Annotated in this window: 8 protein-coding genes, 2 tRNA genes and 3 rRNA genes (1 of these 13 only partly in view); 2 read left to right on the forward strand and 11 right to left on the reverse strand. The window is 60.2% G+C overall.

The window, feature by feature from the left end:
- Positions 1-57: 57 nt before the first annotated feature.
- Positions 58-276, forward strand: coding sequence for a twin transmembrane helix small protein (locus ACCQ07_RS18845; protein WP_003484642.1), 219 nt, complete (start codon positions 58-60; stop codon positions 274-276).
- Positions 277-369: 93 nt separating this feature from the next.
- Here the strand turns inward: ACCQ07_RS18845 and ACCQ07_RS18850 are convergent, their stop codons facing one another.
- From ACCQ07_RS18850 to ACCQ07_RS18875, 6 genes are read right to left on the reverse strand one after another with little or no spacing between them, the layout of a single operon-like run.
- Complete coding sequence (locus ACCQ07_RS18850) at positions 370-1,245, reverse strand: cytochrome c oxidase subunit 3 (protein WP_005911522.1); 876 nt, start codon at positions 1,243-1,245, stop codon at positions 370-372.
- Positions 1,246-1,283: 38 nt separating this feature from the next.
- Positions 1,284-1,880: a cytochrome c oxidase assembly protein gene (locus ACCQ07_RS18855; protein WP_008577454.1), complete on the reverse strand. Its 597-nt coding sequence runs from the start codon at positions 1,878-1,880 to the stop codon at positions 1,284-1,286.
- Positions 1,877-2,050, reverse strand: a complete 174-nt coding sequence (locus ACCQ07_RS18860) for a hypothetical protein (protein ID WP_003484652.1) — start codon at positions 2,048-2,050, stop codon at positions 1,877-1,879. Before ACCQ07_RS18860 ends, ACCQ07_RS18855 begins: the two co-directional genes overlap by 4 nt.
- A complete protein-coding gene (ctaD, locus tag ACCQ07_RS18865; RefSeq protein ID WP_005911527.1) occupies positions 2,031-3,635 on the reverse strand; it encodes a cytochrome c oxidase subunit I in 1,605 nt (534 codons plus the stop codon). The genes ACCQ07_RS18860 and ctaD overlap by 20 nt, the downstream gene beginning before the upstream one ends.
- Before the next feature lie 38 nt (positions 3,636-3,673).
- Positions 3,674-4,633 carry a cytochrome c oxidase subunit II gene (coxB, locus tag ACCQ07_RS18870; protein ID WP_031425150.1) on the reverse strand — a complete coding sequence of 320 codons (960 nt, stop codon included), beginning with the start codon at positions 4,631-4,633 and terminating at the stop codon, positions 3,674-3,676.
- Positions 4,634-4,649: 16 nt separating this feature from the next.
- Complete coding sequence (locus tag ACCQ07_RS18875) at positions 4,650-5,126, reverse strand: DUF2244 domain-containing protein (RefSeq protein WP_017157717.1); 477 nt, start codon at positions 5,124-5,126, stop codon at positions 4,650-4,652.
- A 265-nt stretch (positions 5,127-5,391) separates the two neighbouring features.
- On the opposite strand from ACCQ07_RS18875, the gene putA reads away from it, so the two are divergent.
- On the forward strand, positions 5,392-8,592 hold the full coding sequence (gene putA / locus ACCQ07_RS18880) for a bifunctional proline dehydrogenase/L-glutamate gamma-semialdehyde dehydrogenase PutA (RefSeq protein ID WP_372164505.1): 3,201 nt from the start codon (positions 5,392-5,394) through the stop codon (positions 8,590-8,592).
- A 753-nt stretch (positions 8,593-9,345) separates the two neighbouring features.
- Here the strand turns inward: putA and rrf are convergent.
- The 5 genes from rrf to ACCQ07_RS18905 form a co-directional block, all read right to left on the reverse strand.
- A 5S ribosomal RNA gene (gene rrf, locus ACCQ07_RS18885) occupies positions 9,346-9,460 on the reverse strand.
- A 127-nt stretch (positions 9,461-9,587) separates the two neighbouring features.
- Positions 9,588-12,468 (reverse strand): 23S ribosomal RNA (locus ACCQ07_RS18890).
- Between the two features lie 227 nt (positions 12,469-12,695).
- A tRNA-Ile gene (locus ACCQ07_RS18895) sits at positions 12,696-12,772 on the reverse strand.
- 18 nt (positions 12,773-12,790) lie between these two features.
- A tRNA-Ala gene (locus tag ACCQ07_RS18900) sits at positions 12,791-12,866 on the reverse strand.
- A 95-nt stretch (positions 12,867-12,961) separates the two neighbouring features.
- Positions 12,962-12,986: ribosomal RNA gene (locus ACCQ07_RS18905) — 16S ribosomal RNA — on the reverse strand; it runs 1,522 nt beyond the window's last position.
- The 16S, 23S and 5S rRNA genes sit together here with 2 tRNA genes alongside, the layout of an rRNA operon.

Raw genomic sequence — 12,986 nt, forward strand, 5'->3', positions numbered from 1 at the left:
AAGCGGCGCAAAAAAGCGTGCAATGCCATCACCACGCCGACTGCACCCGGGGCTGTTGTGAACGATTCGCTCAAGACGCTGCTGATTGTCGCCTTCCTGATCGTGATCCTATGGAACCTGGGCGCCGGCCTCTACTACCTACTGACCGACCGTGGCCAGACCAAGCGCACCGTCAACGCCCTGACCTGGCGCATCGGTCTATCGGTGGCGTTGATCGCCATCGTGATCCTCGGAATCTACACCGGCTGGATCAAGCCACATGGGCTTGGCCGCTGAGGAGCCGGGATTGGGGATTCGGCATTGGGGATTCGTGAAAACTAAAGCCTTCCGCTTTTACGAATCCCAAATCACCAATCCCGAATCCCCGCCTCAAAGGACATACACGAACAAAAACAGCGCCAGCCACACCACGTCGACGAAGTGCCAGTACCACGCGGCCGCTTCGAAAGCGAAGTGGTTGTCGCGGCTGAAATGCCCCTTCGCCGCGCGCAGCCACATCACTGCCAGCATGATGGTGCCCAGCAGCACATGCATGCCGTGGAAGCCGGTCAGCATGAAGAAGGTCGAACCATAGATGCCCGAGCCCAGGGTGAGATTGAGCTCGGTATAGGCGTGGATATATTCCTCGGCCTGCAGGAAAAGGAACACGCAGCCCAGCAGCACGGTCAACCCCAGCCACAACAGCAGCGCGCCACGGCGCCCGCCCTTGAGCGCGTGGTGGGCGATGGTCAAGGTCACGCCGGAACTGAGCAGGATCAGCGTGTTGATCAGCGGCAGGCCCCAGGCCGGAATGGTCTGGAACTGCCCACCGATGGTGCCCGGTCCATTGGTCGGCCACGCAGCGGAATAACCATTCCATAGCAGCTCGTTGGTCATCACGCCGTCGCCTTCCCCGCCCAGCCAGGGCAGCGTCAGCACACGCGTGTAAAACAGCGCACCGAAGAAAGCGCAGAAAAACATCACCTCGGAGAAGATGAACCACACCATCCCCATGCGGAACGAGCCATCCACCTGGCGGTTGTAATGCCCGGCATTGGATTCGCGGATGACATCGCCAAACCACATGAACAACGTCGCCAGCAGCATCGCCACGCCGGCGAAGAAGGTCCAGCGCCCCCATGCCGCGTCGTTGAGCCAGCTGGCCACGCCGATCATCATCACGAACATCGCAATCGACCCGACAAAGGGCCATTTGCTCTGGCTCGGGACGAAATACGCATCGGCGTTGGGACTGTGATCGGCCATGGCGTTGCTTCCGTGTCGTGGTACGGGTGGATGGAAGGTTACGGCGCAGCGCGTGGCGCGCCAGCTGCGCCTCCGCCCTGCAGTTCGGAGGTCAGCGCGTCGTTGCGATAGAACGTGTAGGACAGGGTGATCGTAGTGACTTCCGGCGGCAGTGCCGGGTCGACGATGAAACGCAGCGGCATGTCGCGCGTTTCGCCGGCCTGCAAGGTCTGCGCGGTAAAGCAGAAGCACTCGGTTTTATTGAAGTAGCCCGACGCACGCGCAGGTGCAACCGAAGGCACCGCACTGCCCACCACCGCACGTGCACCATCGTTGCGCGCGAAATACAGCGCCTCGTTGAGCTCGCCCGGCACCACATCCATCGTCATCTGTTCGGGATGGAAGGTCCACGGCAGTTTGGAATTGACCCCTCCATCGAACTCCACGCGCACCGTGCGCTTGCCGGCGGCAGGCGGCGCGCCCGCGTTTGTGCGATTGCTCCCAGGCGCACGCTCCATGCGGATGCCAAACACTTTCTCGCAGGCGATGCGGTAGAGCGGCACCAGGGAAAACGTCAGCACGAACACGCCCAGCACCACGCCCAGCAGCTTGAACAAGCCGGCTGTGGGTGCGTGTGCGGGCGCGCGTGCACTCACCGCCCGATGACTCCCGAGGCGATGAAGCCCGCATAGATCAGCAACGCGATGATGCCGACCGTGATCGCGGTGCGGCGTACCGCACGGCGCTGCTGCGCCTGCCGTTCCGCAGCAGATAACAGACGCGTCACCGCCGGCTCCGAGGCGGACTCAGTGGCCGATGTCTTCATGTGCAAGATCTCCAGGCTTGATCACCGGCGGCACGGTGAAGGTATGCGCCGGGGCAGGTGACGGCACCGTCCATTCCAGACCCTTGGCACCTTCCCAGGAGCGGGCCTGTGCACGCGCGCCACTGCGCAGCGAGGACAGCAGGATCGCGGCCATCAGGAACGGCGTGACGAACATGCCGAACGCACCGATCGAACTGACCAGATTCCAGTCGGCAAACACCACGTTGTAGTCGGGAATGCGCCGCGGCATGCCGGCCAAGCCAAGGAAGTGCTGCGGGAAGAACAGCAGGTTGACGAACACCATCGTCCACCAGAAGTGCACCTTGGCCCAGGTCTCGTTGTACATCCGCCCGGTCCACTTGGGCCACCAGTAGTACACCGCCGCGATCAGCGCGAACACCGCACCGGTCACCAGCACGTAGTGGAAGTGCGCCACCACGAAGTAGGTGTCGTGGTACTGGAAGTCGGCCGGCACGATCGCCAGCATCAGGCCGGAGAACCCACCGATGCTGAAGAGGATCACGAACGCCACCGCCCACAACATCGGCGATTCGAAGGTCAGCGAGCCCTTCCACATCGTGCTGACCCAGTTGAACACCTTCACCCCGGTCGGGATGGAGATCAGCATGGTGGCGAACATGAAATAAATTTCGCCGCCCAGCGGCATGCCCACGGTGAACATGTGGTGGGCCCAGACGATGAAGCTCAGGAAGGCGATCGCGGCAATGGCGTAGACCATCGCCTGGTAACCGAACAGCGGCTTGCGGCTAAAGGTCGGAATGATCTCGCTGACCACGCCGAACGCCGGCAGGATCATGATGTACACCTCCGGGTGCCCGAAGAACCAGAAGATGTGCTGGTACATCACCGGGTCGCCGCCGCCGGCCGCGTTGAAGAAGCTGGTACCGAAGAACTTGTCGGTCAGCAGCATGGTCACCGCGCCGGCCAGCACCGGCATCACCGCGATCAGCAGGAACGCGGTGATCAGCCAGGCCCAGCAGAAGATCGGCATCTTGAGCAGATCGATGCCCGGCGCGCGCATGTTCAGCACGGTGGCGATGATGTTGATCGCGCCCATGATCGAGCTGACGCCGGCCACATGGATCGCAAATACGCTGAAGGCGACGTTGTAGCCGCCCTGCAGCGACAGCGGCGGGTACAGCGTCCAGCCGCCTGCTGGCGCGCCGCCCGGCAGGAACAGCGTCAGCAGCAGCAGGGTAAAGGCGACCGGCAACAACCAGAACGACCAGTTGTTCATGCGCGGCAACGCCATGTCCGGCGCACCGATCTGCAACGGAATCATCCAGTTGGCCAGGCCGACGAAAGCCGGCATCACGCCGCCGAAGATCATCACCAGTGCATGCACGGTGGTCATCTGGTTGAAGAACTCCGGTTTGACGAACTGCAAGCCGGGCTGCATCAATTCGGCGCGAATCACCACGCTCATCGCCGCGCCGATGATGAACATCACGAAGGAAAACAGCAGATACAACGTGCCGATATCCTTGTGATTGGTCGAAAAGAACCAGCGCTCGACGAAACCGGGCTGGTGGTGTCCGTGGTGATCGACTGCGGTATGCGCCATGACGGAACGACCTCTGCGAAGCGAGCGGTTGCGGGCGATTAAAGAGCGGCGGTCGGTGTTGCGGCCTGGGCCGGTGCCGCCGCAGGCACGGCGTCACCTTGCGGAGCGGCCTGTGCACTGGTCGGCGTCGGTGCGGCCGCTGGCGCCGCTGCTGGAGCAGTGCCTGACGCACTACGACGCGACGCCAGCCAGCGCTGGAAGTCAGCCTTGGGCAGCGCCTCCACCACGATCGGCATGAAGCCATGATCCTTGCCGCACAACTCGGCGCACTGCCCGCGATACACGCCCGGTTGTTCGATGTTGGTCCAGGCTTCGTTGACGATGCCGGGAATGGCATCTTGCTTCCATCCCAGCGCCGGCACCCACCAGGCGTGGATCACATCGTCGGCGGTAATCACGAAGCGGATCTTGGTGTTGACCGGCAGCACCAGGCGGTTATCGACATCCAGCAGATAGTGCGGCTGCGAGGCCGCGGTGGGGCGCTCGCCGCTTTGGCGGATACGATCGGATTCGCGTGCCAGGCGGCTGGTAAATTCCACGCCCTGGCCCAGATATTCGTACTTCCACATCCACTGATAGCCGGTCACCTTGACCGTCATTTCCGATTCGCGGGTGTCGTACATCGCGATCAGTTTTGCCGTCGCCGGCCACGCCATCGCAATCAGCACCAGGACCGGAATCACCGTCCACAGCACTTCCGCGGTGGTGTTGTGACTGAATTGTGCGGCCACCGCGCCCTTGGACTTGCGGAACTTGAACATCGCATAGCCCATCGCCGAGAACACCAGCGCGCCAATCACCACGCACACCCACAGCGCCACCATGTGCGCCTCGTAAGCCATCCGCGCGGTCTGGGTCACCCCGCGCCCCATGTTGAGCTGCCATTCCTTGGGATCGGCCGATTGCGCCCAGGCCACCGGCGCGCTCAGCAGCGCCGCCATCGCCAGGCCCACGTGTGTGCAGGTGTTGATCGACTTCCAGCTGCTGCGTTGCGTCATTGCCTAGACCCTTACGTCATCGGTGACGGCCATTGGCGGCCGCGAGCAAGCGTTTGAGCGTTGTTGCCAGTTCCACACGTTCGGCCGGCCCGAGAAAACTTCCGATCTCGATCTGCTTGCCGCTGCTGACCAGCAACACCCTGTCATCGCGTTCTATGCAAAGCCGCACCCAGTGCGGATGTGCCTGAAACGCTGGTGGCGCATGCCCGGACGGAAACACCTCAACAACGGCTTCCCCCACCCGGATCGCTTCTTCGCGCTCGCCACTTCGCCACAACTGCCGTAGCGCCAGCGCCACCACACCACTGTGCACCAGGGCAAAGACCGGCGCGAACGCATTGCCGGTCCACCACCCCAGGCCTGCAAATAACCACATCGTTCCCGCCAGCACTGCGAACAGTTGCACAAATTGCCTGGCCGACAGTGCCCGCGGAGGCCGCAACCGCAGCTGCGTCCCAACCCCTTCGGACATCAACGGCAGCACTTCGATCATAAACAGCACGCAGCGCACTGCGGGAATAGCCCGATGGTAGACCCGCGCCAACGCATGCGGCAAGCATTTCCGACGATCAAGAATTTGCTGCAGTGCAGCTAAAAATGCGCACAAATCAATCACTTCCGCATTGTTCGCCAAGGGCCGTGCCGTCACTCTGCGCGATGGCGGCATGCACAAAACGGCGGGAAAGCCGCCGCTTCCACACAAGTGCGCAAGCCGTCTGGCTCACTAGAATGAGCACGGAATCCAAGGCACCTTTCGCATGAACGCACAGCTCGACCCGCTTGCCTCCACCTCAGTTGCGCGCCCGCTGTTGGCGCCCGAACTGCCCGCCGCACCTGGCGCATTGCGTGCCGCCATCACCGCGGCCTGGCTCAAGGACGAAGCCGAACACGTGCGCGAATTGCTCGACCAGGCACGCCTGCCCGCCGCTGAGCAAGCCAAGGTGCATGCGGTCGCGGCCGACCTGGTTACCCGTGTGCGGGCACGCGCGCAGGACCAGGGCGCCATCGAAGCCTTCATGCGCCAATACGACCTGGGCAGCGAAGAAGGCGTGCTGCTGATGTGCGTGGCCGAGGCACTGCTGCGCATTCCCGACCAGGACACCGCCGACAAGCTGATCCGCGACAAGCTCGGCGATGCGGATTGGAAGAAGCATATGGGCGGCAGCGATTCGGTGCTGGTCAACGCCTCCACCTGGGGCCTGATGCTGACCGGCCAGCTAGTGCAGCTCAACGACCTCACCCGCGCCGATGTGCCGGGCGCCTTCAAACGCCTGATCGGCCGCGTCGGCGAGCCGGTGATTCGCCTGGCCGTGCGCCAGGCCATGAAGATCATGGGCCATCAGTTCGTCATGGGCCGCACCATCGGCGAAGCGCTGTCGCGTTCGCGCAAGGGCGACAACGCCAACTACCGTTATTCGTTCGACATGCTGGGCGAAGGCGCGCTCACCATGAAGGATGCGCAGCGCTATCTGCAGGCGTATCGGGATGCGATTCATGCGATCGGCCGCAGCGGCAACTTCGTCGGTACCGATGTATTTGCCGCGCCCAGCATCTCGATCAAGTTGTCGGCGCTGTATCCGCGCTACGAACATGCCAAGCGTGCGCGAGTGATGGCCGAGCTAGTTCCGGGCGTACTGGAGTTGGCGCAGCTAGCCAAGTCCTATGGCATCGGCTACACCGTCGACGCCGAGGAAGCCGACCGGCTGGAACTGTCGCTAGACATCATCGAGGCCACCTTCTCCGACCCGTCATTGGATGGCTGGGAAGGCTATGGCCTGGCCGTGCAGGCCTATCAAAAACGCACGCCGTACACGATCGATTTTCTTGCCGATCTGGCGCGCCGTGTCGGGCGACGCATTCCGGTGCGCCTGGTCAAAGGCGCGTACTGGGACGCAGAGATCAAGCGCGCCCAGATCGAAGGGCATCCCGGCTACCCGGTGTTTACGCGTAAGCAGAACACCGACGTGTCGTACCTGGCATGCGCACGTCGCATGTTCGCGCACAGCGACGCGCTCTACCCGATGTTCGCCACGCACAACGCGCAGACCATTGCGGCGGTACGTGCGATTGCGGCAGGCAAGACCTACGAGCACCAGAAACTGCACGGCATGGGCGACGACCTGTATGCCGAGGTGATTCCTGCCGATCGTCTCGATCTGCCGTGCCGCGTCTATGCACCGGTCGGCTCGCACGAAGATCTGCTGCCGTATCTGGTACGTCGCCTGCTCGAAAACGGCGCCAATTCCAGCTTCGTCAATCGCATCACCGACGAGGATGTCGCCATCGAAGACCTCATCCGCGACCCGGTCGAGGCAGTGACGTCATTTACTTCCATCCCGCATCCCAAGATTCCGCTGCCAGCTGACTTGCTGCGTAGCCAGAACCAGAACAGGAAAAACTCCATGGGCGCCAATCTCGCCAACGACAACGATCTGCGCCAGCTGGCCGAGCAACTCAACGCCGCGATCAAGCCGTGGAAGGCCACGCCCCTGGTACCCGGTGCGCTGATCAGCACGCCCGGCCAGGCGGTGTTGAATCCGGCAGATCGCCGCGAGACGGTTGGACAGTGGCACCCGGCCGATCCGGATACCGTCCAGAAGTCGCTGGCCAGCGCTGCGGCCGCGCAACCGGCCTGGAACCGCACGCCTGCAGCGAGCCGCGCCACCATCCTGGAACATGCAGCCGATCTGCTCGAAACGCGCATGCCCGACTTCATGGCGATCTGCGTCAAGGAAGCCGGCAAGACGCTGCCCGACGCAGTGGCCGAAGTCCGCGAGGCCGTCGATTTCCTGCGCTACTACGCCGGCCAGGCGCGTGCGCAGTTCGGTGCGCCGGAGCGTCTGCCCGGACCGACCGGCGAATCCAACGAGCTGCAGCTGCACGGGCGCGGCGTCTTTGTCTGCATCAGCCCATGGAACTTCCCGTTGGCGATCTTCCTCGGTCAGGTCGCCGCAGCGCTGGCGGCCGGCAATACGGTCATCGCCAAGCCGGCCGAGCAGACCAACCTGATCGGCTTTGCAGCGGTCAAGCTGCTGCATGAAGCCGGCGTGCCGGAAGCGGCCGTGCAGTTCCTGCCAGGCGATGGCGCTACCGTTGGCGCTGCGCTGACCAACGACCCGCGCGTTGCCGGCGTAGCCTTCACCGGCTCTACCGAAACCGCGCGCATCATCAACCGCACCCTGGCCGCACGCGATGCTGCCATCGGCGTCTTGATCGCCGAAACCGGCGGCCAGAATGCCTTCATCGCCGACTCGTCCTCGCTGCCCGAAGCAGTGGTCAAAGACGCCATTTCCAGTGCCTTCATCTCGGCCGGGCAGCGCTGCTCCGCGGCGCGCGTCCTGTTCGTCCAGGACGACATCGCCGACAAGGTCATGACGATGCTGGCCGGCGCGATGGGCGAGTTGAAGATCGGCGATCCGGGCCTGCTCTCGACCGACGTTGGCCCCGTCATCGATGCTGATGCGCTCAAGATTCTCGACGATCACGCGGCACGCATGGATCGCCAAGCGCGTCTGATCGGCAGCACCACCTTGGACGCCAGCACCGCGCATGGCAGCTTTTTCGCTCCACGCGCCTATGAGCTGACATCGCTGTCCCAGCTGCAGCGCGAGATTTTCGGGCCGGTGCTGCACGTGATTCGCTGGAAGGCCGACCAGCTCGATGCCGTCATCGAGCAGATCAACGCGACCGGTTACGGCCTCACGTTGGGTGTCCACTCGCGTATCGATGAGACGATCGACCGCATCACCTCGCGCGTGGCGGTAGGCAACGTCTACGTCAATCGCAACCAGATCGGCGCCGTGGTCGGCGTACAACCGTTCGGCGGGCAGGGCCTGTCCGGCACCGGTCCCAAGGCGGGCGGCCCGCATTACCTGCTGCGCTTCGCAACCGAGAAGGTCGTCACCGTCAACACCACCGCGGCAGGCGGCAACGCCTCGCTATTGACGTTGGGTGACTGATGCCGGCCAGCAGATAGCGGCGTCCGCCCGCTGGTCGGTCCGTCATGACCCGATTGCAGCCAGATGTACCGACTGTACCAACAAAAAAACCCCGCTCAGGCGGGGTTTTTTTGTTGGTTGGGCGCAACGTTTCAAGCCGTCAGTCGTGGTGAGTATCCCAACGACATAAAGCATCGCCCCAGCATGGCGAAAACGGGGTGCCTTCGCGGTGCTTTGCCAGCTGTTCGAGTCGACGGCTCCAGGCGTGCGCCCCGCGATGCACATCGCTGGCTTCAAACCGAGATTTATCGAACACCTTAACCACGCCTGGCGCTGCCACTGGTCTTGCATTTGGTCTCAACAAAGATGTGTGAAACATCTGCCTTGCGTCTTGTCTCACCAAGGATGTGGGACCCATCACTGATGCGTGATCGATCCGCTCCAGGCCGTTCTTTGTATCGAGGATATGCGCACTAGGACGTCGGCCGAGCGAGGCTGTCATGGGCGATGTCTGTTATCAGCTCCAGCCATTACCGCACCCGTGCATCTGGCATTGGCCAGGCAGGTTATTTGGCCAACAGATGGATCGCGCCCCTTTTCTCCAAGAGATGGGCGCGTGGCTTGTGTGGCGAGCGGTACTGCACGCACAGCACGACATCGGTACCGGTCGGCAAGCGGGGCGGAATGCAAGGCGCATTTACGCGCGGCGCAGCCCAGCGCTTGCGCAAAAAAGAAACCCTCAGTCCGTTTGGACTGAGGGTTTCGGGGTAAAGCCCCTGGCGATGACCTACTCTCGCATGGCTTGAGCCACACTACCATCGGCGCAGCTGCGTTTCACTTCCGAGTTCGGGATGGGATCGGGTGGTTCCACAGCGCTAATTTCACCAGGGAGACGGTTGGAGCGTCGCCATCCAAGAAACGGATCAAGGCGCCCAGTCTCGCAGAGTTAACTTGTGACGTAGCTTGCATTTGATGATCTACCAACGTTCGTTGGGACCAAGGCAACTTGAGGTTATATGGTCAAGCCGCACGGATCATTAGTATCAGTTAGCTCAATACATTGCTGTACTTACACACCTGACCTATCAACCACGTAGTCTACATGGTTCCTTTAGGGGGCTTGTGCCCCGGGAAGTCTCATCTTGAGGCGCGCTTCCCGCTTAGATGCTTTCAGCGGTTATCGCTTCCGAACATAGCTACCCGGCAATGCCACTGGCGTGACAACCGGAACACCAGAGGTTCGTCCACTCCGGTCCTCTCGTACTAGGAGCAGCCCCTCTCAAACTTCCAACGCCCATGGCAGATAGGGACCGAACTGTCTCACGACGTTCTGAACCCAGCTCGCGTACCACTTTAAATGGCGAACAGCCATACCCTTGGGACCGACTACAGCCCCAGGATGTGATGAGCCGACATCGAGGTGCCAAACACCGCCGTCGATATGAACTCTTGGGCGGTATCAGCCTGTTATCCCCGGAGTACCTTTTATCCGTTGAGCGATGGCCCTTCCATACAGAACCACCGGATCACTAAGACCTACTTTCGTACCTGCTTGATCCGTCGATCTTGCAGTCAAGCACGCTTATGCCTTTGCACACAGTGCGCGATGTCCGACCGCGCTGAGCGTACCTTCGTGCTCCTCCGTTACTCTTTAGGAGGAGACCGCCCCAGTCAAACTACCCACCATACACGGTCCCTGATCCGGATAACGGACCTAGGTTAGAACGTCAAGCACGACAGGGTGGTATTTCAAGGATGGCTCCACTGCAGCTAGCGCCACAGTTTCATAGCCTCCCACCTATCCTACACAGACGAACTCAACGTTCAGTGTAAAGCTATAGTAAAGGTTCACGGGGTCTTTCCGTCTTGCCACGGGAACGCTGCATCTTCACAGCGATTTCAATTTCACTGAGTCTCGGGTGGAGACAGCGCCGCTGTCGTTACGCCATTCGTGCAGGTCGGAACTTACCCGACAAGGAATTTCGCTACCTTAGGACCGTTATAGTTACGGCCGCCGTTTACTGGGGCTTCGATCAAGAGCTTCGCCTTGCGGCTGACCCCATCAATTAACCTTCCAGCACCGGGCAGGCGTCACACCCTATACGTCCACTTTCGTGTTTGCAGAGTGCTGTGTTTTTGATAAACAGTCGCAGCGGCCTGGTTTCTGCGACCCTCTTCAGCTATAGCTCGCACGAGCCACCAAAAAGGGTGCACCTTCTCCCGAAGTTACGGTGCCATGTTGCCTAGTTCCTTCACCCGAGTTCTCTCAAGCGCCTGAGAATTCTCATCCTACCCACCTGTGTCGGTTTACGGTACGGTCTTCGTGAGCTGAAGCTTAGGAGCTTTTCCTGGAAGCGTGGTATCAGTGACTTCGCCATAAAGGCTCGTCTCGGTGCTCGGTCTTAAAGGATCCCGGATTTGCCAAAGATCCAAACCTACCGCCTTTCCCCGGGACAACCAACGCCCGGTACACCTAACCTTCTCCGTCCCTCCATCGCACTCACGCGAGGTGCAGGAATATTAACCTGCTTCCCATCGACTACGGCTTTCGCCCTCGCCTTAGGGACCGACTAACCCTGCGTCGATTAACGTTGCGCAAGGAAACCTTGGGCTTTCGGCGTGCGGGCTTTTCACCCGCATTATCGTTACTCATGTCAGCATTCGCACTTCCGATACCTCCAGCAGACTTCTCAATCCACCTTCGCAGGCTTACGGAACGCTCCTCTACCGCGCATAAAACAAGTTTTATGCACCCCAAGCTTCGGTTCACTGCTTAGCCCCGTTAAATCTTCCGCGCAGACCGACTCGACCAGTGAGCTATTACGCTTTCTTTAAAGGGTGGCTGCTTCTAAGCCAACCTCCTGGCTGTCTATGCCTTTCCACATCGTTTTCCACTTAGCAGTGAATTTGGGACCTTAGCTGTGGGTCTGGGTTGTTTCCCTTTTCACGACGGACGTTAGCACCCGCCGTGTGTCTCCCATACAGTCCGTCTCGGTATTCGGAGTTTGCAATGGTTTGGTAAGTCGCGATGACCCCCTAGCCATAACAGTGCTCTACCCCCGAGAGGATACATATGAGGCGCTACCTAAATAGCTTTCGAGGAGAACCAGCTATCTCCGGGTTCGATTAGCTTTTCACTCCTAATCACAGCTCATCCCCGTCTTTTGCAACAGACGTGGGTTCGGGCCTCCAGTACCTGTTACGGCACCTTCACCCTGGCCATGACTAGATCACCCGGTTTCGGGTCTACTGCCCGCGACTATGCGCCCTTATCAGACTCGGTTTCCCTTCGCCTCCCCTATACGGTTAAGCTTGCCACGAACAGTAAGTCGCTGACCCATTATACAAAAGGTACGCAGTCACTCTTGCGAGCTCCTACTGCTTGTACGCACACGGTTTCAGGATCTATTTCACTCCCCTCTCCGGGGTTCTTTTCGCCTTTCCCTCACGGTACTGGTTCACTATCGGTCGGTCAGGAGTATTTAGCCTTGGAGGATGGTCCCCCCATATTCAGACAGGGTTTCACGTGCCCCGCCCTACTCGTCTTCACTGGAGTGGCCCTTTTAAATACAGGGCTATCACCTTCTATGGCCAATCTTTCCAGATTGTTTTTCTAAAGCCATTCCAGCTTAAGGGCTGCTCCCCGTTCGCTCGTCACTACTTAGGGAATCTCGGTTGATTTCTTTTCCTCCGGTTACTTAGATATTTCAGTTCACCGGGTTCGCTTCCAGCAGCTATGAATTCACTGCAGGATACTGCCGAAGCAGTGGGTTTCCCCATTCGGATATTGCCGGATCAAAGCTTGTTGCCAGCTCCCCGACACTTTTCGCAGGCTACCACGTCCTTCATCGCCTCTGACCGCCTAGGCATCCACCGTGTGCGCTTATTCGCTTGACCATATAACCCCAAGTTGCCTCAGGGTCATATGCCGTGTTGTGTGGGGTACAAAGCCACCAACGCGAACATACGACTCAATTATTTAGGGACTCGAAGTCCCCGCCTTAGCCTCAACGACACGTTTAGATAGATATCTCAAACGCTCGCTACGTCACAAGTTATAAAAGAACATGTCTCAGCCTCAACGCTGAGCCATATAAATTCTTAAGTGTGCACTACATTCAGAGTGGTGGGTCTGGGAGGACTCGAACCACCGACCTCACCCTTATCAGGGGTGCGCTCTAACCACCTGAGCTACAGACCCAAAGTCGTTTCACTCAAATGGTGGAGCCTGTCGGGATCGAACCGACGACCCCCTGCTTGCAAAGCAGGTGCTCTCCCAGCTGAGCTAAGGCCCCATGATGGGACTTTCGCATACCGGCCTGTGCCGATACGCATCTCTGAATGCAGGTAATTTGTGAGGACGCCCGACAGGACGATGACGTCATGCTCAAAAGGAGGTGATCCAGCCGCACCTT

This window comes from Xanthomonas sp. NCPPB 3583, assembly GCF_041475715.2.
Lineage (GTDB): Bacteria > Pseudomonadota > Gammaproteobacteria > Xanthomonadales > Xanthomonadaceae > Xanthomonas > Xanthomonas euvesicatoria.

Coding starts and splice junctions, on each gene's coding strand:
- ACCQ07_RS18850 (WP_005911522.1), bottom strand. CDS start 1,245: ATGGCCGATCACAGTCCCAACGCCGATGCGTATTTCGTCCCGAGCCAG.
- ACCQ07_RS18860 (WP_003484652.1), bottom strand. CDS start 2,050: ATGAAGACATCGGCCACTGAGTCCGCCTCGGAGCCGGCGGTGACGCGT.
- ctaD (WP_005911527.1), bottom strand. CDS start 3,635: ATGGCGCATACCGCAGTCGATCACCACGGACACCACCAGCCCGGTTTC.
- coxB (WP_031425150.1), bottom strand. CDS start 4,633: ATGACGCAACGCAGCAGCTGGAAGTCGATCAACACCTGCACACACGTG.
- ACCQ07_RS18875 (WP_017157717.1), bottom strand. CDS start 5,126: ATGATCGAAGTGCTGCCGTTGATGTCCGAAGGGGTTGGGACGCAGCTG.
- putA (WP_372164505.1), top strand. CDS start 5,392: ATGAACGCACAGCTCGACCCGCTTGCCTCCACCTCAGTTGCGCGCCCG.